At 42.1% G+C, this 22,772-nt stretch carries 21 protein-coding genes; 12 read left to right on the top strand and 9 right to left on the bottom strand.

Annotated elements, in window-relative coordinates; genetic code table 11:
- From AS005_RS07385 to ligA, 8 genes are read right to left on the bottom strand one after another with little or no spacing between them, the layout of a single operon-like run.
- Positions 1 to 384 (bottom strand): hypothetical protein, encoded by a 384-nt coding sequence (locus AS005_RS07385; protein WP_101511073.1) that lies wholly within the window; start codon positions 382 to 384, stop codon positions 1 to 3.
- Positions 381 to 1,580 carry a type II secretion system F family protein gene (locus tag AS005_RS07390; RefSeq protein WP_101511074.1) on the bottom strand — a complete coding sequence of 400 codons (1,200 nt, stop codon included), beginning with the start codon at positions 1,578 to 1,580 and terminating at the stop codon, positions 381 to 383. Before AS005_RS07390 ends, AS005_RS07385 begins: the two co-directional genes overlap by 4 nt.
- 1 nt (position 1,581) lies before the next feature.
- On the bottom strand, positions 1,582 to 2,055 hold the full coding sequence (locus AS005_RS07395; protein ID WP_199203885.1) for a ferritin family protein: 474 nt from the start codon (positions 2,053 to 2,055) through the stop codon (positions 1,582 to 1,584).
- Positions 2,056 to 2,100: 45 nt separating this feature from the next.
- Positions 2,101 to 3,036, bottom strand: a complete 936-nt coding sequence (locus tag AS005_RS07400) for a tRNA-dihydrouridine synthase (RefSeq protein WP_101511076.1) — start codon at positions 3,034 to 3,036, stop codon at positions 2,101 to 2,103.
- The gene (gene nadD, locus AS005_RS07405; protein WP_101511077.1) at positions 2,993 to 3,607 is read right to left on the bottom strand and encodes a nicotinate (nicotinamide) nucleotide adenylyltransferase; all 615 of its coding nucleotides are present in this window, start codon (positions 3,605 to 3,607) and stop codon (positions 2,993 to 2,995) included. The genes AS005_RS07400 and nadD overlap by 44 nt, the downstream gene beginning before the upstream one ends.
- A gap of 9 nt (positions 3,608 to 3,616) precedes the next feature.
- Positions 3,617 to 4,936 (bottom strand): GTPase ObgE, encoded by a 1,320-nt coding sequence (gene obgE / locus AS005_RS07410; protein ID WP_101511078.1) that lies wholly within the window; start codon positions 4,934 to 4,936, stop codon positions 3,617 to 3,619.
- Positions 4,933 to 5,697: a hypothetical protein gene (locus AS005_RS07415; RefSeq protein ID WP_199203886.1), complete on the bottom strand. Its 765-nt coding sequence runs from the start codon at positions 5,695 to 5,697 to the stop codon at positions 4,933 to 4,935. The genes obgE and AS005_RS07415 overlap by 4 nt, the downstream gene beginning before the upstream one ends.
- Positions 5,688 to 7,754 (bottom strand): NAD-dependent DNA ligase LigA, encoded by a 2,067-nt coding sequence (gene ligA, locus AS005_RS07420; RefSeq protein ID WP_101511166.1) that lies wholly within the window; start codon positions 7,752 to 7,754, stop codon positions 5,688 to 5,690. The genes AS005_RS07415 and ligA overlap by 10 nt, the downstream gene beginning before the upstream one ends.
- 42 nt (positions 7,755 to 7,796) lie before the next feature.
- Between ligA and AS005_RS07425 the strand changes: the two genes are divergently transcribed.
- Genes AS005_RS07425 through AS005_RS07445 form a run of 5 tightly spaced genes read left to right on the top strand, consistent with a single transcriptional unit; the run spans position 7,797 to position 14,281 of the window.
- On the top strand, positions 7,797 to 9,659 hold the full coding sequence (locus AS005_RS07425; RefSeq protein ID WP_101511080.1) for a hypothetical protein: 1,863 nt from the start codon (positions 7,797 to 7,799) through the stop codon (positions 9,657 to 9,659).
- On the top strand, positions 9,656 to 10,735 hold the full coding sequence (locus tag AS005_RS07430) for a BMP family protein (RefSeq protein ID WP_101511081.1): 1,080 nt from the start codon (positions 9,656 to 9,658) through the stop codon (positions 10,733 to 10,735). The genes AS005_RS07425 and AS005_RS07430 overlap by 4 nt, the downstream gene beginning before the upstream one ends.
- A gap of 35 nt (positions 10,736 to 10,770) precedes the next feature.
- Positions 10,771 to 12,294 carry an ABC transporter ATP-binding protein gene (locus tag AS005_RS07435; RefSeq protein ID WP_101511082.1) on the top strand — a complete coding sequence of 508 codons (1,524 nt, stop codon included), beginning with the start codon at positions 10,771 to 10,773 and terminating at the stop codon, positions 12,292 to 12,294.
- Positions 12,291 to 13,325 carry an ABC transporter permease gene (locus tag AS005_RS07440; RefSeq protein WP_101511083.1) on the top strand — a complete coding sequence of 345 codons (1,035 nt, stop codon included), beginning with the start codon at positions 12,291 to 12,293 and terminating at the stop codon, positions 13,323 to 13,325. Before AS005_RS07435 ends, AS005_RS07440 begins: the two co-directional genes overlap by 4 nt.
- On the top strand, positions 13,322 to 14,281 hold the full coding sequence (locus AS005_RS07445; protein ID WP_101511084.1) for an ABC transporter permease: 960 nt from the start codon (positions 13,322 to 13,324) through the stop codon (positions 14,279 to 14,281). The genes AS005_RS07440 and AS005_RS07445 overlap by 4 nt, the downstream gene beginning before the upstream one ends.
- Here AS005_RS07445 and AS005_RS07450 read toward each other — a convergent pair.
- Positions 14,263 to 15,447 (bottom strand): TM0106 family RecB-like putative nuclease, encoded by a 1,185-nt coding sequence (locus AS005_RS07450; RefSeq protein WP_101511085.1) that lies wholly within the window; start codon positions 15,445 to 15,447, stop codon positions 14,263 to 14,265. The genes AS005_RS07445 and AS005_RS07450 overlap by 19 nt on opposite strands.
- 85 nt (positions 15,448 to 15,532) lie before the next feature.
- On the opposite strand from AS005_RS07450, the gene AS005_RS07455 reads away from it, so the two are divergent.
- The 7 genes from AS005_RS07455 (at position 15,533) to AS005_RS07485 (ending at position 22,731) form a co-directional block, all read left to right on the top strand.
- Positions 15,533 to 16,105 carry a diguanylate cyclase domain-containing protein gene (locus AS005_RS07455; RefSeq protein WP_101511086.1) on the top strand — a complete coding sequence of 191 codons (573 nt, stop codon included), beginning with the start codon at positions 15,533 to 15,535 and terminating at the stop codon, positions 16,103 to 16,105.
- On the top strand, positions 16,106 to 17,389 hold the full coding sequence (gene murA / locus AS005_RS07460; RefSeq protein ID WP_101511087.1) for a UDP-N-acetylglucosamine 1-carboxyvinyltransferase: 1,284 nt from the start codon (positions 16,106 to 16,108) through the stop codon (positions 17,387 to 17,389).
- Positions 17,352 to 18,314: a radical SAM protein gene (locus AS005_RS07465; RefSeq protein WP_101511088.1), complete on the top strand. Its 963-nt coding sequence runs from the start codon at positions 17,352 to 17,354 to the stop codon at positions 18,312 to 18,314. The genes murA and AS005_RS07465 overlap by 38 nt, the downstream gene beginning before the upstream one ends.
- Before the next feature lie 114 nt (positions 18,315 to 18,428).
- Positions 18,429 to 19,565 (top strand): ROK family transcriptional regulator, encoded by a 1,137-nt coding sequence (locus AS005_RS07470; protein WP_101511167.1) that lies wholly within the window; start codon positions 18,429 to 18,431, stop codon positions 19,563 to 19,565.
- A gap of 13 nt (positions 19,566 to 19,578) precedes the next feature.
- Positions 19,579 to 20,742, top strand: a complete 1,164-nt coding sequence (locus tag AS005_RS07475; protein ID WP_101511089.1) for an iron-containing alcohol dehydrogenase — start codon at positions 19,579 to 19,581, stop codon at positions 20,740 to 20,742.
- A gap of 13 nt (positions 20,743 to 20,755) precedes the next feature.
- A complete protein-coding gene (locus AS005_RS07480) occupies positions 20,756 to 21,709 on the top strand; it encodes an ABC transporter permease (RefSeq protein WP_101511090.1) in 954 nt (317 codons plus the stop codon).
- A gap of 50 nt (positions 21,710 to 21,759) precedes the next feature.
- The gene (locus AS005_RS07485; protein ID WP_101511091.1) at positions 21,760 to 22,731 is read left to right on the top strand and encodes a sugar-binding protein; all 972 of its coding nucleotides are present in this window, start codon (positions 21,760 to 21,762) and stop codon (positions 22,729 to 22,731) included.
- Positions 22,732 to 22,772 lie beyond the last annotated feature (41 nt).

Below are 22,772 nucleotides of genomic sequence, written 5' to 3' on the forward strand. Positions count from 1 at the left end.
CTATCTCCTCCTGTATATCCTCATTCGTCCTGTCACGGGCTCGATAGTTACTCTCCAGCCCCCACCATACACAGTACCAGAAATGGATACAAAACCGTTTTTGAAAGTGATGTTTTTACCCGCAACAGGTCCTTCAGGGTAGATTTCAAAGGGAAAAGAGTACTCTATACTCCTGTTTTTTCTGGGGTCGTAAAAAACAATCTTTCCATTATTTTCTATCATTAAAAGGCCGTTTTTAGAAGTGCGCTCTATCATTTGTATTGTCTTTATCTTGAAAAGAATCGGTTGAACTAACGTTTCAGTTTTAATCCAAAGAATTGGCACGAAAAAGGCTATTATTAAGAAAGAGATCGCGAGAACGATGAGTACTTCAACCACATTCATCCACCGATGCTCCTTTGAAGTTGGAATACGGTGGTATATATGGAATACGCTAAGAATGCTACAAAGCCCCCCACTCCAGCTATCAAAAGGGGTTCGACTAAAGACACCAAACGTTTCACACTGTTCCGCACGATATCTTCGTAAAAGTCTGCAACTCTTTCCATTACTTCATCAACTTTTCCTGTTTCCTCTCCAGTACCTATCATCTCATATATCAACTGCGGAAACACACCACTCTCCGCAAAAGTATCTCTCAGTGTTTTCCCTTCTGAAATCTTCTGCACCATTTCATCACTCTTGCGTACAATTGAAGGAGAATCGGAAGCGTGAGCCGCCATTTTTATTGCATCCGTTATCCTAACCCCACTGCTTATGAGAATACCCAAAGTTCTCGCAAACCGTTCGAGCCCCATGTTTCGCCTGAGATTTCGGACTGGTGGAAACAAGAAAGATAAGTACTCTTTTATATAAACTCCATACCTAGATCTCATGATGATGAAAAGGATTACCACAACACCAACAACGAGGACAGAAAACCAAGGCCAATTTTTGCTGAGAAATTTGTTTGCCTTTAAAAGTGCTTGAATTGTTGGAGACAGGGGAATAGAAGTTCCAAAGGCTCGAACGAGGCTGGGAAGTATGTAAAAACTGATCACGAGAACTATAACGACAGCGAAAAAGAGAACAAAAAGAGGATAAGCCATGGCAGATTTCACTTCATCCTGAAGCCTTTTCACACTTTCGTAAAATTCAGCCGCCTTCCTCAAAGTTCTATCAAGAACACCACCTTCTTCACCTGCTTCCAACATGCTTATCAACACATTATCGAAAGCACCTGTTTTCCGGAAAGCATCGGCAAGAGTATCGCCCGTTTCCACATTGACCAGGATTTCCGTAATGATCTTTCTGAAGCGTCTTGAAAAAACTTCCTGACGTGCCAATATATTTAAAGCTTCCTTTATTCTAATGCCGGCCGAAATCATTATGGAGAGTTGACGACAAAAAGTGGCGATCTCGTTGATAGAAACCTGAAAAAAAGGGGATCTTCTTTTGAAATTTTTCTGTTCTTCGACGCGAACGACCATCAAACCTCTCTCAGCGAGTACGGAAATCGCTTTCACTTTATTCTCGGCTTCTATAACCCCCCTTATCTTTCTCCCACTCCCCTCCACGGCTACATACTTGTAGAAAGGCATCCTAAGCAATCATCCCCTTTACTCTGAGCAATTTCACAACGTGTTGCTTTTCTTGCTCTATTATACCCTTTACTAGAGATTTTGCTTTCTCGTTTTTCAAAAGCTCTAGAATCTCATAATAGAAGATTATGGTTTCTTTTTCCACGGATATAGAAAAATCGATAGCCTCTTCGACCGACTTTTCTTTCAGGTATTTTTCCATCGTTTCTGTGTCCGGAAAAAATCTTCCTTCGACGAAAGATTTCAAATACTCTTCTGCATCGCTGAGATCTAAATAAGTTTCCTCACTTACTTTCAATTCCTCTCCTATTTTTTCAAACGTTCGGGCATGTTCTGATTCTTGACGGGACATGTAAGAGAAAAATTCTTTTATATCAGGCTTGTCCTTGAAACGATCTGATAATTTTCTGTAGAACTCTTCCCCTTCTTTTTCCACTCTGATGGCTACGCTGAGTAATTCTTTCGCTGAAAACATTCTCACACCTCCTTGTGTTAGAATTATAACACTTTTATTCAAGTATTAAAAAGAGATCTTTTCTGCCTTTCTGACGAAAAACTTGTAAATTGCTTGCTTCAGATTACAAATATCTTCGATCTTCATTGCCTCATCTCTGAATCTCCGAGCTCCTTCTAAACCCTTCGTATATCCCGCCAAGAACTTTCTTATCTCCTTGGCCGCACCCCTTTCTCCCTTTTCCTTTATCAGGAGATCAATATGTTCATTCAAAGTCGCCAAGATATCTTTTAAAGAAGGTTCTGAATATGTACCATGCTGCAAAAAATCTCTTATTTGTTTAAATATCCACGGTCTTCCAATAGCTCCTCTTGCAACTAAAATTCCTTGACATCCACTTTCTTCCAAAGCTTCCTTCGCATTTTCTGGAGTGAAAATATCACCACTTACAAATGTTGGAATTTTCTTGTCGAGGACAGATAGACTTTTCCAGTTCGCTTTTCCAGAAAAACCCTGAACAACTGTTCTAGCATGTATGAAAACCTCGTCCACTCCTTCCTCAACAAGAATTCGATATATCTCGACTACATCGTTTTTGTTCCAACCAAGACGAGTCTTGACCGAAAACTTGCACTTCACACTCTTTCTAACCGCCCTCACTATTTCTCTAAATTTCGCCAAATCTCTTAAAAGACCTCCACCTGCCCCTTTTCTCACTACCTTTTTCACAGGGCAACCAGCGTTCAGATCTATCCAAGAATACCTTTCAGAAAGAATTTCAGCAGCCTTTGAAAGTTCTTCAGTCTCATTTCCAAATATTTGAACAGCCACGTTTCCCTCTTCAGGAAAAGGAAGTAGATCAACCGTTTTTAAAGATCCCATTAGAAATCCTTTTGTACTCACCATTTCAGAGAAAACGAAGTCCGCTCCCCACTTAGAACATACTGTTCGAAAAGCCCTATCGGTGTAACCCGCCATCGGTGCAAGACCTATCTTGACCATAGAAAGTCTCCACCTCTTTTCTTATTTCTTCCGGAACAAAGCCCTTCAACGTTTTTCCCTCGGTAGCTCTTTTACGAATCTCAGTAGAAGAAACCTGTATGATGGGCATATCGAGAAAAACTATTCTGCTTAAGTCTCCGAGTATCCTTTTTGCACGTTCGTGAAATGGTTTCCCACAATAACGCGGATAAACAACGAGCGTGGCTTTCTCAAGAATATCTTGATACCTGTACCATTTTTCAAAATAAGATAGAGCATCTTCACCAACTATGAAAAGAGGTTTTGTTCTGTAAAGATTCGAAAAATGCTCAATGGTGAATATTGAATAAGAAACCTCTCCTCTTTTCTTTTCGTAATCGCTTATCTCTATTCTCTTCATGCCGCTGAAAACTCTATTCAACCACTCGTACCGTTTTTCAAAAGGTGCCTGTGGTTTCTTATGAGGAGGGTTGTAAGCGGGTACGATTATAAGGTTATCCAATTTTAAGATCTCCAACGAATACACAACAACAAAAACATGTCCAACATGGAGAGGATCAAACGATCCACCGAATATGCCGATCTTCTTCATACCCCAATCTTACTCCTTGTATTCGAATTCAAAGTTTCCTATTTTGACAACATCACCTTCCTTCACTCCAATCTTTTTCAATTTCTCACTCAAACCGTTTTTCTCGAGAACCTGAAGAAACTGAAGACGCGCGTCCCTTTGGTTCAAGTCGAACCTTTCAACCCATACCCTAACTCCTTCACCGTCAATCACCCAGTATCCTTCATCTACCTTTGTAATCTCTATGTTGAACCTTCCCGGGAGCGCTCTCCAAACAGGTGCAGGCTTCACTGTTTTAACCTCAGATCCATCTTTTTCGCTTGCAGACCTTCCGACTTTTTCCCTCTTAACTATGTCTGTTAACCTTGCAAGGAACAGATCGATACCTTCTCCTGTTGCAACAGAAATTGGTATCACTTCCTTTCCGATTTTATTCGACAGAATTTCTATTTTGCGAACAAGATCACGCTTGTCCACAAGATCTATCTTGTTCGCTACAACTATCTCTGTTTTTCCAACTAAGAATGGCGAATACTTCTCCATCTCCTTTCTTATGACAAAGTAATCTCTAACAGGATCTTCCCTCTCAAAACCACTTATGTCGATCACGTGAACAATAACAACACATCTCTCTACATGCCTAAGAAAAACATTCCCAAGCCCCTTCCCTTCACTCGCTCCTTCGATGAGACCAGGTATATCGGCAACAACAAAACTGAAATCATCGTATTTAACCACTCCGAGATTGGGAACGAGCGTTGTAAAAGGATAGTTGGCTATCTTTGGTCTGGCACTACTAATCCGTGCTATCAGAGAAGACTTTCCCACGTTTGGATATCCTACAAGTCCTACATCGGCGAGTACCTTAAGTTCGAGTTCCAACCATCGGGCTTCTCCTTTCTCACCCCTTTCTGCGATGAAAGGCGCTTGCCTAGTAGGTGTTGCAAAGTGAGCGTTTCCTCTACCTCCCCTCCCACCACGAGCCACGCAAACGATCTTTCCTGGTCTATCCAAATCGGCTATCACTTTCCCGGTGTTTGCATCTTTTACTATGGTCCCAACCGGAACATCAATGTAGAGGTCCTTACCATTTCTTCCCTTCATCTTCTTTCCCATTCCATGCTTTCCGTTTTCCGCTACAAATTTCCTACGGTTCACAAACTCTATCAGTGTAGAAATGGATGGATTGGCCCTGAGAAACACAAAGCCACCATCTCCGCCGTCTCCACCGTCAGGGCCTCCCTTGGGAACATATTTTTCTCTTCTAAAACTCACACATCCATTACCTCCATCTCCAGCTTTCACAAAAATCTTTACACGATCCACAAACTCTGCTTTCTCCAAGTTCATCCTCGAAACCTCCTGAACATTTTTTCAATTACATCGAGTCTTCTCAAAAGGTTTATATTCTCAAGATCTTCGAAAGTGTCTTTTATCAGGACCTTTGATCGTTTGAATATGTTCAATTTCACGAGAAAATCAACCGCACCTTCGGTCGTTTCGATCTTCTTAGCAATTATCGCTTTGAACTTATTCTTGTAGCCTGATACCTCTGAAAAGAGAGGAAGGCGAAAAAATTTACCGTAATGAATTCTGTCACCGAAAGGGGACAATTCCAGATAGACTTCTTGATTTGAGTCTTTCAAGAAATGGTAAAGAAAAAATTCCTCGAGTCTAGTCAACTCAAAAACCTTCAAAAAATTTCTTGGTTTGATGTGAAGTTTTGGTACCTTAGAAGGTGTTGGTGCTTTCATCTTTTCGATTTCTCTCAAAATTTCCGACCTTATCGCACCGACTGCCACTGTAAACAAAGGACCTCCACCGAGCTCTAGAAAGACGGAGTGTGGAAAACTAAAGACCATCTGAATCACTTTGAGAAGAAAATCCGCCTCGTCAGAGGTTCCCCAGACCCTGATTTCAGAAAATTCCGCGTCAACAGATCTCGACACTTCGAAGTAGCTGGGTATCTCCTCTCTTACACTTTCCGATAACTTCTCCAACATTTCCAAGACCGAACCTCTCATGTTCTGAGGTTCGTGTCGCCATCCAATGTTGAAGACCATCGAAAAACAAAAACTTTTTGAAGGCCTTCCCTCGAATATCAACTCCATTCTTTCCAACTCCTCATTATCTCCTCAAAATCATACCCTTTCATCCCAGCTCTCTTTTTTACGAATTCCAAAAATTCCTCCTCGCTCATCATCTTAACCTTCAGAGTTTTCGCTTTCTCGTACTTGGAACCGGGATTCTCCCCAACTATAAGATAGTCAGTGTTTCTGCTCACCGAATTCACAACCTTGGCTCCCAATTTTTCGAGAAACTCAATTATTTCTTCCCTTGTGAAGTTTTTGAGAGTACCTGTGACAGCAAAGGTCAAGCCTTTCAATACATCGTACTTTACAATCCTTTCTTCAAGCTTTACACCCGCTCTTTTCAATTTCTCTATGATCTCTTTTGTTTTCGGGTTTCTAAAGTATTCAACTATGCTTTTTGCTATCTCCGGGCCAACACCGGGAATATCTACCAACACCTCGTAAGATGCATTAGCAATTGCTTCCAATGATCTGAAACGCTCTGCCAATATTTTTGCTGTTTTCTGCCCCACCATAGGTATACCGAGTCCCGTTATGAGTTTATGGAGGGGTCTTCTTTTTGCTTCTTCTATCTCTTGAAGAAGTTTGGCTATAGTTCTCTGGCCAATTCCAGGTCCCAATTGAGCAAGATCAAAAGGCGTGAGATAGAAGATGTCCGCGATGTCTTTCACCAAACCAGCATCGACCAACTTGTCTATGAGTTTCTCTCCGAGCCCTTCAATATCGAGGGCTTCTCGAGACACAAACGTTCTCAAAGCTCTTTTCAACTTGGCAGGACAGTGAGGATTCAAACACCTGAGTGCAACCTCATCTGGATTCAACTTTCCAACTTTTCCACCACACACTGGGCATTTTTCGGGTGGTTTTATTTCTTTTTCATTTCCCGTTCTCAATTCAGGAATAGGTTTGACGATTTGTGGGATGATTCCCCCGGCTTTTTCTATGAACACGTAATCCCCTATTCTTATATCCTTTTCCTTTATGTATTCAAAATTGTGGAGAGAAGCTCTTTTTACCATCGTTCCAGCCAATTGGACTGGCTCCAATTCCGCCACCGGTGTGAGAACTCCGGTTCGCCCCACTTGGATAGTGACATCCAGAACTCTCGTTCGTGCCTGTTCAGCAGGAAATTTGAAAGCAATCGCCCATCTGGGTGCTTTGGAAGTTTCTCCAAGAATTCTCTGAAAATCGAATCGATTCACTTTCACCACAATTCCATCAACCCAATAGTCAAGTTCGCGCTTTCTCTCCTTCCATTCCTTCCAATACGCGATTACTTCCTGAACATTCTTACACAACTTCGAATGTGGGTTCACCTTGAATCCTATTTCTTTTAGAAACTGGAGCGCTTCCCATTGCGTTTTGAGACCGTACTCTTCAGGATGGACAACGTAGTAAATGAAAGAATCCAACCTTCTTGAGGCAACAAGAGAGGTATCTAATTGACGTAAGGTACCAGCGGCCGCATTTCTTGGATTGGCAAAGGGAGGAAGTCCCTCTTCTTCTCTTTCATCGTTTATTCTTTTGAACTCATCCACAGGCATGTATATTTCTCCTCTCACTTCGATGGTAACGGGTTTCCTCAAACGAAGTGGAATGCTTCGAACCGTTTTTACATTCTCAGAAACATCCTCACCTTCTACTCCGTCCCCTCGTGTTGCACCCAAAACAAAACGTCCATCTTCGTATCTGAGAGCAATCGAAACCCCATCGATTTTCAATTCAGCAACGTACTCCACCTCGGACTCTTGAAGAGTTTTCTTAACACGTCGATCAAAATCCATGATTTCCTCTTCATCGTAAGTGTTGTCCAAACTCAACATAGGAACGGTGTGTTTTACCGTTTTGAAACCTTCCAAAACTTTTCCACCAACTCTTTGTGTTGGTGAATCGGGGGTGACTAGCTCCGGATACATCTTCTCCAGTTCCACGAGTCTTCGCATTAACTTATCATATTCCTCGTCAGTTATGACAGGGTCGTTCAACACGTAATACCTGTAATTGTGATACTCAATTTCCTCACGCAATCTTTCTACCTCTTCTATTATTTCTTTTGGAATCTGCCTCATATTGATCACCCCTTTTTTATAGTATAATCCCGAATGGGGAGTGAGATGATGAAGAGGACTCTTCTTTTAGCTATAGTGGTGATACCTTTATTCATTTTTGCGCTCGATGTAGAAAAAGTTATGTCACATTACGAAGAAATGTTGAAAGAGTACGAAAGTGAATCCTACCAAGATCCATTTGTAGGATACGTTCTAGACAATCTTCCGCAACTTCAAAAGTACAGGTTTTTCCGGAAGCTCCTTGTAGGTAGTGTAGAGAAGACAGAGTTTGCAAAAACAACGGGTGATTACCTCTTCGTTCTTTATAAGGATTGGGAAGAAAAAAGTTGGGAAAAGAAACTTGCCAACGCTCTTTTCCTTGCTTACATCCAATCTGAAATGTCCGGAATCAATCCTTCTAAGAGCTCCTTGAAAAACTCCCCTTCGTTCAATTCTTTCTTCGCTGAGTACAAATCTTATGTTAGGTCCAACGTGCTCAATCTCTTTCGATGGATTCTGGCATATTACACCGGCGGGATAGACACACCACCTCCTGTTGAATTCAGTCTGGAAGTTAGAAACATGGGCTTTGTTTTCAATGTGAACAGAGAGATCTCACCCGATGTCTTGAGGCTCCTACCTAGAAATCTAGAAGCCAATTTACTAGAATCCATAAAAACCGTTTTGAACTCGAGGAATCAGGCTGAATACAGGCGTAACATAAACAGGCAGGCCAGCCTCCTCTGGAGAGATGTGGAGGACAGAATTTCAGCAATTCAAAACGAGGTAGCCGACTCTTTTGAAACCGCTTCACCCAAGAAGCGAAATTTTCTGTGGTTCAGATATCTCATGTACGGTATCGTGTTACTACTTTTTAGAAGAAAATACAAGGCAGTTTTGCAACTGATTTTGGCTTCCGAAATTATCTTCATTTGGTTGTCAAACACATCTCATTTGAACACCATTGGTAATATGATTTTCGCTATCTTTTTGACTTTTGCTTTCATATTCATAAACCTCCAACTTCTAAGAGAAAGAAGATATCTATACACTCTTCTCACATTAACGTTTCTGATATCTTTTTTCGTGCCATCTTACATTTCCGTAAAAGAGTTGGGAATAGATTCAAAATTTGAAGAATCCCCTTATTATGATCAGCTCAAAAGCGATGTTTTTGAGGACGATTCTTCACGAATAAAATCGGTATTGAGGGAAATGTCTTCCATTTCTCTTGCAAGCAAAGAACATACAAAACAGATCGTGGAGTACTTAGGACTTTTCCCCGAGAAATTGTTGGAAAATGAGGCACTCAAGTCTCTTGAATTGACTTCGAAGGGCATTTTCATCCAAATAAATGAACGCTCTCAATTTTTCTCAACTTCGAACTTCGAGGAACGCCTGAAATTGGCAGACGATGTGGCAAACATGTTGAGAGACTATCTTTCTCAAGAAAAATCAAGGTCTAAGCGATACAAAAGTGCCCTCAAAGAGTTGGATCACTTATCTCAAAGGATTTTTTCCTACACTTCCGAAAAATTTGCGGAGGATTTCGAAGCCGAGATAATGGAAACTCTAAAAAAATATCCTTTGATCACGGATGTATCACTAACACCCTCAGAAGAGAAAAAGTATCCTTCTTTGAAACCATATCAAACCCTGTCCGGTTTGAAGGAAATTTTTTGGTTCTTCCTGCTATACTTTTCCATCCTTATAGGAGGAAGATACGCAGTTTTCCCAATCGTTGCCGTTCTTTTTGCAACTGTTTCTACAATCGCACGATGGAAACAGCTGGAAGTGTTTGTGGAAAGCGGAATTTTCCCAATGATCACTGAGACTTCTGCTTTCCATACTTTCCACATGGAAACATTTTTGATCGCTCTTTCTTTGATCTTCCTTTATAAAATCTTCAAGAAAAGGAGGGTGAAACTATGAGAAGATTCTTGATGATTCTTTTGTTGATTTCTGCAATTGCGTTGTTCGGTTTCAAAGTTGTCATGGTGACGGACGTTGGTGGTTTGGGGGACAAGTCTTTTAACGATGGAACTTGGGCAGGAATAAAACGAGCTGCAAATGAACTTGGGATTGAAGCAAAAGTTATCCAATCATACGAGCAATCCGACTATATACCAAATCTCAGCAAAGCCGCCGAAGAAGCAGATTTAGTTTTTGCGGTAGGTTTCATGATGACAGATGCTCTTTTCAAAGTGGCAAAGCAATATCCGGACACGTATTTTGTGGGAATAGACATCTCCCCAGAAGAAGGGCAGATTCTTCCAAACGTATTAACCTTCACGTTCAAAGAACAAGAAGCGGCTTTCTTGGTCGGATATGTGGCCGCTGCTATGACCCAGACCGGAACGGTGGGTTTCGTTGGTGGTATTCCCATTCCTCCTGTGGAGAGATTCAGATATGGTTATGAGGCAGGAATAAAAACCTACTCCGTTCTTCATAAAAAGAACGTGAAGATATTGAGAGGTTACACCCAAGACTTCGAAGATCCGAAAAAGGGTAAAGATCTTGCTATGTCGCAGTTTGCGGAGGGTGCCGATATCGTATTCCACGCTTCTGGCGCCTGTGGAAATGGAGTTATAGAAGCCGCTAGGGAAAAGTTCGCTGCACTTGTTGGATCTGACAATCTCGTTGATTTGATAGACTATTACACCACGAACAGAAAAAGCTTTTTCGCTATAGGAGTGGATATGGATCAAGATTATATGGCGCCTGGTGCTGTCCTTGCTAGTGCGATGAAGAGAGTCGACGTTGCCGCTTACTACGGTGTCGTTTGGGCATATGAAGGAACGTTCGAGGGTGGCCACAAGGTACTCGGAATAGCTGAAGATGCTGTGGGAATAAGTCCTATGAAGTACACAAAAGGAATCGTTCCGAACAGAGTAATAGCGGAACTTTTGTATCTCGAAAAGCTCATGAAAGACGGGACTTTGAAGGTTCCTGAAACACAAGAAGAACTCGATGCGTTCGAAGTACCAGAGATTGAATTTCCATTTTGAGGGGGCATGCCCCCTCTTTTCCCAGGGGTGATTCGGTGGAGTACGCAGTCGTAATGAAGGGGATAGTCAAGAGATTTCCTGGTGTTCTTGCGAACGATCACGTCGATCTCTTCGTAGAAAAGGGGGAAATTCATGCTATAGTCGGTGAAAACGGTGCCGGTAAGACTACTCTCATGAAACAGCTTTATGGATTGCTGAAACCCGATGAAGGAGAAATATATATAAACGGTAAAAAAGTTGAATTTTCTGGCCCAAGAGATGCAATAAAGCATGGAATAGGTATGGTTCACCAGCATTTTATGTTAGTTGATAATCTAACTGCTTTTGAGAACGTTATCATCGGTATGGAACCGAAGAAGGGTATCGTACTGAACAGAAAAGAAGCAAGAGAGAAAGTCAAAAAGCTTTCCGAGGAGTACGGTTTGATAATTGACGTCGACATGAAAATCGAAGATATGCCAGTTGGACTCCAACAAAGGGTGGAGATTATAAAGACACTTTACAGAGGAGCAGAGATCCTTATTCTCGACGAGCCCACCGCTGTTTTAACCCCGCAAGAAACGGAAGAACTCTTCGACGTTTTGAGGAGACTCAAGAAGAGTGGGAAAACCATCATATTCATTTCACATAAATTGAACGAAGTCATGGCGATTTCGGATAGGATTACCGTTATGAGACAGGGAAAGGTAACAGGAAATCTCATAACTTCCCAAACAACACCGCAAGAGATTGCAAGACTGATGGTGGGAAGAGATGTTGTCTTAACCGTCGAGAAAAAACCGAAAGAACCCGGTGAAGTTCTTCTTGAAGTTGAGAACCTCTGGGTTAAAGACAACAGAGGGTTAAATGCAGTGAGAGGTGTTTCCTTTGCGGTTAGGAAAGGAGAAATAGTAGGAATAGCCGGAGTGGCAGGAAACGGGCAATCCGAACTGGTGGAAGCTATAACAGGTTTGAGAAAAGTAGAGGAAGGTAGAGTAATTTTCAAAGGAGAAAATATCACTGGTTACGACCCCAAAAGGCTGAGAGACATTGGAATTTACCACGTACCAGAAGATAGATTGAAAAGAGGTCTGATAGTGGACTTCCCAGCCTATTTTAACATGATCCTCGGGAGACACATGGTGGAACCCTTTGTAAGAAATGGCTTCCTTAATATGAGAGAGATAAAAACTTTCTCAAAGCAACTTTTTGAACGTTTCGATATAAGGCCTAGAAATATAGAGCTTCTAGCTGGAAATTTCTCGGGTGGAAATCAGCAAAAGATAATAGTCGCCCGCGAAATGAGTTTTTCTCCGGAATTTCTTGTTGTAGCGCAACCAACTCGAGGCCTTGACGTGGGAGCTATAGAGTTCATACACAGAACTCTCGTGTCAATGAGAGATAGAGATGTAGGGATTCTACTTGTTTCCATGGAATTAGACGAGATCTTCTCTTTGAGTGATCGTATTCTCGTGATGTACGAAGGTGAAATAATGGGAGAAGTGAGGCCTGAGGAAACCACCAGAGAGGAAGTGGGATTGATGATGGCTGGACATAGACTGGAGGAGATCAGAAAATGAGTAGCAGGGTTTGGGCCTTTCTTGTACCATTTTTCTCTGTAATCATCGCTCTTCTTGTTGCCGCTGTTGTAATCATAGCGATAGGTCAAAATCCTTTCATAGCTTACAAAGCAATGATCGAAGGAGCTTTTGGCAATCTGCAAGCACTCGCAGATACAATTATAAAGACGACACCGCTCATATTAACAGGTCTCTCGGTCGGTTTCGGTTTCAGAGCAGGCCTTTTCAACATAGGAGCAGAAGGTCAAATGATTATTGGTGCCATCTTCGCAACGGTCGTAGGAATAAACATGAGAGGGATTCCTCCTACTCTTGCCATTCCCGTTACTATGCTTGCTGGTATGATCGGAGGAGCCCTGTGGGCCGCAATATCGGGATATTTGAAGGCAAAAACCGGTGCTCATGAAGTGGTAACAACGATCATGCTGAACTGGATCGCTACCTACATTTCTTCTTATCTCATAACCGGCCCGTTGGCTGTCGGTTCTGGTACCCCGAAAAGTCCAGAAATCGCTCCATCTGCGAAGCTTCCACCTATTGTTACAGTCGGTGCTCTCGAGATGACATCGGGAATAGCTATATCGATCATCGCCGCTATTGTTATGTACATTATTCTTGAAAAAACAAAAACGGGGTATGAAGTTAAAGCAACAGGTTTCAATCCATACGCCGCGGAATACGGTGGAATAAACATCTCTAAAAACATAGTCATGTGTATGGCTATCAGTGGAGCACTAGCAGGTCTTGCTGGAGCTTTGGAAGTCATGGGATTGCATCATAGATTTCTAGGAACGCTATCTGGAGGCAAAGGATTCGACGGTATATCCATCGCTCTCATCGGGCAAAATCATCCAATCGGGATCATCTTTGCTTCCTTCCTCATTGCCTCCTTGCGAACGGGTTCCAGTAACATGCAGTTTGTAGGCGTTCCCAAACACATCGTCACTATCATCCAAGGTATAGTGATATTCCTCGTAGCTGCTGATAGAATCGTTAAAACCCTTCTGAAAGCCAAGAAGGTGAGAAAATGAAAATATTCGAGGTTCTGTGGAATATATTCACGAATCCTCTCTTCTACAAACTCACTCTCACAGCTTCGACTCCTCTTCTTTTTGCCTCTCTTGGAGGTGTGTTCAGTGAAATAACAGGAGTTGTGAATATTGCATTGGAAGGTATAATGCTCCTCGGTGCATTTTCTTCGGTTGTGATTACCTACTACACTGGCAGCGTTTGGCTCGGTTTTCTGCTTTCCATTCCCATTGGGATAGGGTTTTCTTGGTTTCATGCGTGGGCCAGTATCAAATGGAGAGGAAATCAAATAGTGAGTGCTACCGCTCTAATCCTCATAGCACAGGGTTTGACAGGATTTCTTATGGAACCGATATTTGGGCAACCAGGTCAAACACCTTACGTTGGAAGGATAAACGAGGTTACAATTCCTGGATTGTCTAAAGTACCGTTCCTAGGAGAAGCAATTGGAACAATCAGTCCCATCGTTATTCTAGCGTTCGCAATGGTGCTTTTTGCTTGGTTTCTAATTTACAAGACTCCGCTCGGTTTGAGAATGAGGGCCGTTGGTGAAAACCCGGAAGCAGCGGATACTCTTGGGGTTAACGTTTTCAAGATAAGGTATTTCGGGGTGCTCATGAGCGGTGCTTTGGCATCGATGGGTGGTGCCTTCCTTTCTATAGGAGAAGTGGGGAACTTTCGAGAACTCATGACAGGCGGTAGAGGTTTCATCGCTCTTGCTGCAATGATTCTCGGTAACTGGAACCCCGTAGGTGCCATGTGGGCGTGCTTACTTTTTGGCATGTCGGAGGCGCTCGCTAACCAGCTTCAAAGCAGTCCCTTGCTCAATGTATCAGCAACCGTTAAACCTCTGTTCAATCTGTTCCCGTTCGTCGTCACGCTCGTAGTGGTTGCCGGTCTTATTGGAAGGACAAGACCTCCTGCTGCCGATGGTATTCCTTACGAAAAAGAAGAATGAGCTTTTAAAAAATCTAATACCTTTTTCGTTGCTCTTACATCATCTTCGTTGTAAAGAAGCATTTGTTGAAGAAGTTCTTCGTTTCTTGTTCTTTTCCATTTTTCATAGAGTGATAAGATTTCATAACCATTCAACGAAGTTCGCCATTTGTAACCCAGATACTTGGCGATTCTTTTCAGGGAGTAAGACATAACAGGAAAGACGAAATGTTGTCTTAAAATGGAAAATACGTCAATGAAGTTGAACTTTCTGTTTTTTCCAATGATTGATAGTATCTTTTTCTTCTCTGGACCATGATAATGATAGAAAGTTGCTCCATCTTCTAGAGAGTTCAAAAAATAGACTAGTGCATATTTCCCCTCTTCTAGCAGGAAATACTTGTATTCATCATCTACAAGGAACCCATAAAGAAAATCTCTCTCTTCAGATGGGTGGTATTCTATATCAACAACGATTCCCTCAGGGAGTACTCTTGGAGGAGTTATCATTATAACTCGATTTTCGAGGAAAGCTCTGGCCGCTATTATGAATCTTCTACTTTTTTCTTTCCCGAAAAACTTTTCCAATATCCTTGAATCGGCGTTTGCCAGATCGTCCAAAGTCTCTATCCCTATTTCATAAAACGTTCTGTAGGTCTCTTTCCCTATTCCATTCACAAGCATAAGACTTTTCTTATCTAACAATGTCTTTTCACACTCTTCCAAAAAATCACAATATCTGCAGTGTTTACCCACCCTTGGTTCCGGGTCATCTTTCATATTTATCATGGCCGCTAGGATATCTTCTACGACTGGTATCAGGTTTTTCCAGTTTTCCATCCTTCGCGAAAAGTTATCGCTCACCACTTCTATTCCTGATATTTCCAAACCAGATCTCGTAAAAACCAAAGCGTGAAATGTGGCTTCCAAAGCATATTTTTCTTTAAATCTCTTAGCCTTTTTCCTCAAAATTATTTTCCATCCTTCACCTTCTTTTACGACCAGATCGGGCGTTGAAATTAATTTCGCTCCTTCAATCTCACACACGACAACGGGATTTTCCACCGAAAAACCCAACTTCAAGAAATTTTCGGAAATTGTGGAATAAACCGCTCCGTCTTTCCTGGTGAAATAGAATTTCCGCGGGCAAGTTAAAAAAGCTTCTACTTCGTCATATCCGATCACCACTTTATCACCTCGTTTGAGTTCGTGTGGTAGAATATCTTCTAAGCGTATTATAATATTTTCGAGAAACTACGTGGGGGTGTTGAACATGGATGATCGCGAAGAACTTATTAGAAAAATCAACGAACTCGAAGAAAAACTCAAGAGGTGCCAACAGAGACAGCAAGAACTTGAAAATCTCATAGAAGAGTACAACGATGTATTGAAAAAACAATTTCAAGTTTTCGACGATTTTTTCGAAAAACTTGGAACGAAGAAAATGATAGATCCTTTGACAAGAGTATATTCGAAAGATCATTTCTTGAAACTCCTTTCTTACCAGCATCAAAGGTCTTTTGAAGAAAACACACCTTACACGATCTTCTTTGTAAAAGTGAAACTCCCTGAAGAAGAAAAAGAAAGAATTTTGATGAGAGTAGGAAAGGTTCTGAAAGAGTGTGTGAGGGTCCCCCTTGACAGTGTGGGAAGATACTCCGATGATACTTTTGCTCTGTTTGTAGTTGATGCCTCAAAAACCTTGGCACCGAAAATAAAAGAGAGAATCGAAAACTTTCTCAAGAATATTTCTGGGATTGATTACAAAGTCGTTTACAAATCTTATCCAGAAGATTTTATGGATTTGGATAAAATTCTTTCAGACCTGGAGAAGGCGGTGTCCTAATTGGGAAAATTCGTGGTACAAGGAGATACTGTTCTCGAAGGTGAAGTAAAAATATCTGGAGCCAAAAATGCCGCCTTACCTATAATGGCGGCATCGATTTTGTGCGATGAAGAAGTGGTTCTCGAGAACGTACCCAGGCTTCAGGATGTCTTCGTAATGAAAGACATCTTGCTTTCGATTGGTTTCAACGTGATTTTTGATAAGAACACCCTCATAGTGAGTAGAGCGAAGGACATATCTTGTGAAGTGCCTTACGAATTGGTCAGGAAAATGAGGGCTTCTTTCAACGTTCTAGGGCCAATAGCTGCCAGAGCTGGAAAGGCGAGAGTTGCTCTCCCAGGAGGGTGTTCAATAGGTGTAAGACCTGTAGATTTTCATCTAGAAGGGTTGAAAAAGCTGGGTTTCTCCATAAAAGTGGAACATGGTTTTGTGGAGGCAACCTTCGAGAAGAGAGTAGAGCATGCTACGATTACACTTCCTTTCCCCAGTGTTGGAGCAACAGAGCACCTGATGACAACTGCCTCGCTTTTGGAAGGTACCCACACCATTATAGAGAACGCTGCTATGGAGCCAGAAATCGTCGATCTACAAAATTTTTTGAACGCTATGGGTGGTAACGTTAAAGGAGCGGGAACGAGTCGCATAGAAGTCGAAGGTGTTAAAAAGATGAACAGTGTTCGATATAGGATCATCCCGGATCGCATAGAAGCAGGCACATATCTGATAGCAATCGCTGCAAGTGGAGGGATGGGTGCTGTTAAAAACGTGATCCCATCTCATCTTGCAAACCCTCTTGGAAAATTGGAACAGATAGGTGCAGATTTGAGAATCTATAAGGATACCATAGAAATCTCCATGGAAAAAAGGCCAAAATCTGTCGATATTACAACGAACCCCTATCCTGGTTTTCCAACAGATCTTCAACCACAGATGATGGTTCTTCTCTCCATTGCTAATGGGGTATCCGTTATCACGGAGAACGTTTTCAAAACAAGATTTCTTCATGTTGACGAACTCAAAAGAATGGGGGCAGATATAGAAGTTTCTGGAAATGTTGCGATAGTAAGAGGAGTAAAAAAACTGAGCGGTGCTCCCGTCGAAGGGACCGATCTTAGAGCAACCGCCGCGCTTCTCATAGCGGGTATAATCGCCGAAGGTTCAACGGAGATAAGTAACGTGGAACATATATTCAGAGGATACGAGAACGTAGTGGAAAAATTTGAAAATCTGGGGGCAAGAATCGAATATGTGCCAGGAGAAACTGAAAAAAATAGAGAAAATTGAAGAAACTCTATGGGAGAATCTTAAAAAGTGTACACTTTGTCCTAGAATGTGTGGCATAAATAGATATGAAAAAACGGGATTTTGTGGTTTGGGAGATAGGCCAAAAATCTCAAACGCAGTTTTGCACTTTGGGGAAGAACCTCCTATTTCTGGCAAAGGTGGAGCAGGTACGATCTTCTTCAGCGGCTGCAACATGAAATGTGTCTACTGTCAAAACATGGGATTCAGTCAGATGGGCGTAGGAACAGAAATCGATGTTGAGGATCTGGCTGACATATTTCTCATCCTTCAAGAGCACGGAGCACAGACTTTAAATCTTGTAACACCAACACCACAATTACCGTTCATAATTTCTGCATTGAGGATTTCACTTTCGAAAGGTTTGAAGATACCGATCGTTTACAACACGAGTGGATATGAAAATCCCGAAACTCTCAAATTGTTGGATTCCATCGTAGATATCTATCTAGCTGATTTGAGATATTCGAATGATTTTTCTTCACAAAAATACTCAAAAACACCAAATTATTGGACAATTGCACAGAAAGCTGTGATTGAGATGTTCAGACAAGTAGGTGCTTTCAACGAAGAAAAGATGAAAGGTCTGATTGTGAGAATTCTTATTCTTCCAGGCAAAGTGGTCGATTACAGGGAATTTTTTTCCTTCCTCTCAACGCTCTCCACTCGTATTCCTCTCTCTCTAATGAGTCAATATCTTCCACATTTCGATGCAAAGAAATTTCCAGAGATAAACAGAAGAGTTCATCAAACCGAATACGAGGAAGTTCTCGAAATGGCAGAAGAATTTGGATTTGTTGAAGGTTGGTATCAATCCGAAGAAAAAGAAAGGGTTACCGCAAGGGGTGTAAAAGAAATCTCCGAAAAATTAAAATCTCTCCAATTAAAAGCGTATAATTCTCTGTAAACACTCACAAGAGTCTGAAATGAGGCATTTTTGGCCTTGATTTTTAAATTACTTCCTGCATATAATTAATATGATACTCAACGATATCAAAAATCAAGAAAGGGGGTATTGACGCTGAAATACAACTCACCAAGGATAAAGATATTGAATAAAAAAAGCATTTTAAAAGTTATTCACGAAAATCACCCCATTTCTAGATCCGACATATCAGAGATCACAGGCCTCACACCGAGTAGTGTGACAAGACTCACCAAAGAACTCATAGACGAAGGGTACATAAAAGAAACTGGGACAATTGGAAAAAACACCCCCGGAAGAAGGAGAGTTCTTCTAGATTTGAAAAAAGAAGCCTTTTTGAGCCTCGTTTTTGATGTGGGTGTAAACATCACCACTTATGGAATAGGTTTCTTCGATGGTGAAGTTGAACCTAGAGGAACGTTCAATACTCCGAGAAATCCGGAAGATTTCTTCAAAACGATCAGAGAAATATATGAAAGAATCTCACGGTCTCAAAAGATCACGAGGATCTCCCTCTCTGTACCCGGTATGGTGGATATGAACGAAAGTAGAATATTACTCGCTCCGAATCTTGGGTGGGAGAATGTGGACATACGCGATTTCCTTGACGTCGATGTTCCGGTCCTAGCTGACAACGAAGCGAATCTTTCTATGCTTGCAGAGAAATACCATTCAGAAGATTTGAGAGATATCAAGGAAGCAGTTTTCATAATAGTCAGAGAAGGAGTTGGTACCGGTCTCATGATAGACGGGAAGATCCACAGAGGCCCGTCTTTCACCGCTGGTGAAGCGGGACATATGACGGTGAACATGTATTCCGATAGACAGTGTCACTGTTCGAATTGGGGCTGTTGGGAACTAGTTTCCTCCATTAACTGGGCGATCAGTCAATACGGAAAAGAACTTCAGGGAAAGAACGCCATAGAGAAGTTCCGTACATTGAAACAAAAAAACGACGCAAGAAGAATTTTGACAAAGCTAGCAGAGAACATCGCAGTAGGGATTGTCAATCTTGTGAATATTCTCAATCCAGAGATTGTGATTCTTGGGGGAGAAATAGCGGATCTCGGGGAGAGTTTCTTTTCTACAATAGAAGATTATGTGCATCAAAGAGCACTGAAAGCGGCTGTGAGCAAGTTGAAGATAAGACCAACTGTTTTTAGAAACATCAGCTCAAATCTTGTGGGAGCAGCCGTCCTCGCAGTGGAGGACATAATAGAAGAAGTTAAATGAAGGAGGTGGCAACATGTTCAAGGTATCTTACTATCTTCCAACCGAAATCGTGTTCAAGATTGGGGCGTTAAACGAACTGCCCGAAAAGGCTAAAAGCCTTGGAAAGAAAGCTCTCATTGTCACTGGAAGGACTAGTACGAAGAAAACCGGTTTGCTTCAAAGGGTCCAAAATCTTCTTAAAGAAGCAGGAGTAGAGAGTATAGTGTACGATAAGATCATACCAAATCCCATTTCAGACCATGTAGATGAGGCCGCGGAAATAGTGAGAAAGGAAGGCGTGGATTTCATCGTTGGACTCGGTGGAGGAAGCCCCATAGACAGCGCAAAAGCGATCTCTATTACCGCTCCTAACGAAGGAAAATTTTGGGACTACGTACCCGTTGGTGGTGGAAAGATTCCAGAGAAGTCCATTCCTGTAGTGGCCATTCCTACCACTCATGGAACAGGAACGGAAGCAGATCCTTTCGCAGTGATCACGAATCCAGAAACAAAGGAAAAGGTGGGAATTGGATATAGAAACACCTTTCCGGTTCTATCGATCGTAGATCCCGAGGTGATGAAGACACTACCCAAAGACCAAACTGCTTACACCTCAATGGACGCTTTTTATCACGCTATAGAAGCATTTTTAAATATAAATGCCAACCCGTACTCTGATGTGCTCGCATTGGATTCCATGAAAAGAATCGTCACGTATCTCCCCATCGCGTATGAAAACGGAGAAGATATCGAAGCAAGAACGAATTTAGCATGGGCTAGTACAGAGGCAGGGATCACTGAAACATTAACAGGGGTCATCGCAAATCATGCATTGGAACACGGATTGAGCGGATTTTATCCAGAGATCACCCACGGTCTTGGTCTCTGTATAACGGGACCATATCTTTTCGAGTACATATTCGATCACGCATACGAGAGATTGGCCATCGTCGGTAGAGAAGTTTTTGGAGTATATGAAACCAACGACAAAAAGGCTGGAAGATTGGCTATTAAAAAACTCAGAGATTTCCAAGAAATGTTCGGACTCAACAAAAAACTCAGCGAACTTGGTGTGAAAAAAGAAGATATTCCAAAGATCGCAGAAACTGGATACAGAGTCTTGAATGGAGTAGTGGTAGTCACACCAGGAAACCTGACAGCGAAAGATATGGAGGAAATACTCTACAGATGCTATTGAGGGGGAGGATAATTTGTCAACCAAATTCACCCGAAAAAGCTTCAGAGAGCTCGGACCACTCGTTGCTTTGATTAGTTTGGCTGTGTTCACAGCTATTTTGAACCCTCGATTCTTAACAACCTTCAACCTTCAAGCGTTAGGAAGACAGATTGCCATTTTTGGATTGCTGGCAATAGGAGAAACATTCGTAATCGTATCCGGGGGAGGTGCCATCGACCTCTCCCCGGGTTCAATGGTTGCTTTGACAGGTGTTATGGTTGCTTGGCTCATGACCCACGGTTTTCCTGTGTGGATATCCTTGATCCTAATTCTGATCTTTTCTATAGGAGTTGGAGCTTGGCATGGTTTATTCGTGACCAAACTCAAGGTTCCCGCATTCATTATCACACTCGGTACATTGACGATAGCACGCGGCATGGCAGCCGTGATAACAAAAGGATGGCCTATTATAGGACTCCCGTCCTCGTTCTTGAAGATCGGACAGGGTGAAGTACTTAAAATACCTATCCCTGTTTGGATTCTTTTGGTGGTGGCTCTCATCGCAGACTTCTTTCTTAGGAAGACAGTCTATGGGAAGCATCTGAGAGCTTCAGGTGGAAACGAAGTTGCTGCGAGATTCTCAGGTGTAAACGTGGATAGAGTGAGAATGATTGCTTTCATGGTCTCTGGTTTCCTAGCAGGTGTTGTCGGAATCATCATAGCAGCACGCCTTTCCCAAGGACAACCGGGTGTTGGCAACATGTACGAACTTTATGCCATCGCTTCCACCGTTATTGGAGGAACAAGTCTGACCGGGGGAGAAGGAAGTGTCTTAGGAGCCATCATAGGTGCCAGTATCATCAGTTTACTTTGGAATGCACTCGTTTTGCTCAACGTTTCCACATACTGGCACAACGTTGTTATAGGCATCGTGATAGTTGTAGCTGTGACCCTTGACATTTTGAGGAGGAGGCTTGCTAGTCGGTGAAAGTGTATGAATGCTTGGAATAAAACATCTTGTGAAGGGGGTGTTTTTCTATGAAGAAACTCTTGTTCGTTCTTTCGATTCTTTTGATCACCAGTTTGTCACTTGCTATCACCATCGGAGTCATTGGAAAATCGGTTCATCCATACTGGTCGCAGGTTGAACAAGGTGTAAAAGCAGCTGGAAAGGCATTGGGAGTGGAAACGAAGTTCTTCGTTCCTCAAAAGGAGGATATCAATGCGCAGCTTCAAATGCTGGAATCCTTCATAGCAGAAGGAGTGGATGGTATCGCCATTGCTCCGTCTGATCCAACCGCCGTTATTCCCACCATCAAGAAAGCCCTTGAACTGGGAATCCCCGTGGTCACACTCGATACAGATTCCCCAGACAGCGGAAGATACGTTTATATTGGAACAGATAATTACCAAGCAGGTTACACAGCAGGATTGATCATGAAAAAACTCCTCGGTGGAAAAGGAAAAGTCGTCATAGGAACCGGATCACTAACTGCCATGAACTCGCTGCAAAGGATACAAGGGTTCAAAGACGCCATAGCGGATTCCGAAATTGAAATACTTGATATTCTCAACGATGAAGAGGATGGTGCAAGAGCGGTGTCACTAGCTGAATCAGCATTGAACGCTCATCCAGATCTCGATGCATTCTTCGGTGTATACGCCTATAACGGTCCTAGTCAGGCTCTGGTTGTGAAAAACGCCGGGAAGGTAGGAAAGATAAAGATAGTATGTTTCGACACGACACCTGATATTCTTCAGTACGTTAAAGAAGGTGTCATCCAAGCAACTATGGGACAGAGACCATATATGATGGGATATCTTTCTGTCACAGTACTCTACCTGATGAACAAAATAGGTGTTCAGAACACTTTGATGATGCTTCCGAAGGTCAAAGTTGATGGAAAAGTTGATTATGTGATCGACACTGGTGTAGACGTTGTGACACCAGAGAATCTCGACGAATACTTGAAAAAAATGGAAGAATTGGGTATCCCCATAAAATTCTGAAACAACGGGAGGGGGGTCCCCCTCCCTTTATTCGAGGTGAT

This window comes from Thermotoga sp. KOL6, from assembly GCF_002866025.1.
In the GTDB taxonomy this organism is placed as follows: domain Bacteria; phylum Thermotogota; class Thermotogae; order Thermotogales; family Thermotogaceae; genus Thermotoga.

What these genes read in the sequence shown, in the direction of transcription:
- AS005_RS07385 (WP_101511073.1), bottom strand. Translation starts at nt 384, where the DNA reads ATGAATGTGGTTGAAGTACTCATCGTTCTCGCGATCTCTTTCTTAATA.
- AS005_RS07390 (WP_101511074.1), bottom strand. Translation starts at nt 1,580, where the DNA reads ATGCCTTTCTACAAGTATGTAGCCGTGGAGGGGAGTGGGAGAAAGATA.
- AS005_RS07395 (WP_199203885.1), bottom strand. Translation starts at nt 2,055, where the DNA reads ATGTTTTCAGCGAAAGAATTACTCAGCGTAGCCATCAGAGTGGAAAAA.
- AS005_RS07400 (WP_101511076.1), bottom strand. Translation starts at nt 3,036, where the DNA reads ATGGTCAAGATAGGTCTTGCACCGATGGCGGGTTACACCGATAGGGCT.
- nadD (WP_101511077.1), bottom strand. Translation starts at nt 3,607, where the DNA reads ATGAAGAAGATCGGCATATTCGGTGGATCGTTTGATCCTCTCCATGTT.
- obgE (WP_101511078.1), bottom strand. Translation starts at nt 4,936, where the DNA reads ATGAACTTGGAGAAAGCAGAGTTTGTGGATCGTGTAAAGATTTTTGTG.
- AS005_RS07415 (WP_199203886.1), bottom strand. Translation starts at nt 5,697, where the DNA reads ATGGAGTTGATATTCGAGGGAAGGCCTTCAAAAAGTTTTTGTTTTTCG.
- AS005_RS07425 (WP_101511080.1), top strand. Translation starts at nt 7,797, where the DNA reads ATGAAGAGGACTCTTCTTTTAGCTATAGTGGTGATACCTTTATTCATT.
- AS005_RS07430 (WP_101511081.1), top strand. Translation starts at nt 9,656, where the DNA reads ATGAGAAGATTCTTGATGATTCTTTTGTTGATTTCTGCAATTGCGTTG.
- AS005_RS07440 (WP_101511083.1), top strand. Translation starts at nt 12,291, where the DNA reads ATGAGTAGCAGGGTTTGGGCCTTTCTTGTACCATTTTTCTCTGTAATC.
- AS005_RS07445 (WP_101511084.1), top strand. Translation starts at nt 13,322, where the DNA reads ATGAAAATATTCGAGGTTCTGTGGAATATATTCACGAATCCTCTCTTC.
- AS005_RS07455 (WP_101511086.1), top strand. Translation starts at nt 15,533, where the DNA reads ATGGATGATCGCGAAGAACTTATTAGAAAAATCAACGAACTCGAAGAA.
- AS005_RS07465 (WP_101511088.1), top strand. Translation starts at nt 17,352, where the DNA reads ATGTGCCAGGAGAAACTGAAAAAAATAGAGAAAATTGAAGAAACTCTA.
- AS005_RS07475 (WP_101511089.1), top strand. Translation starts at nt 19,579, where the DNA reads ATGTTCAAGGTATCTTACTATCTTCCAACCGAAATCGTGTTCAAGATT.
- AS005_RS07485 (WP_101511091.1), top strand. Translation starts at nt 21,760, where the DNA reads ATGAAGAAACTCTTGTTCGTTCTTTCGATTCTTTTGATCACCAGTTTG.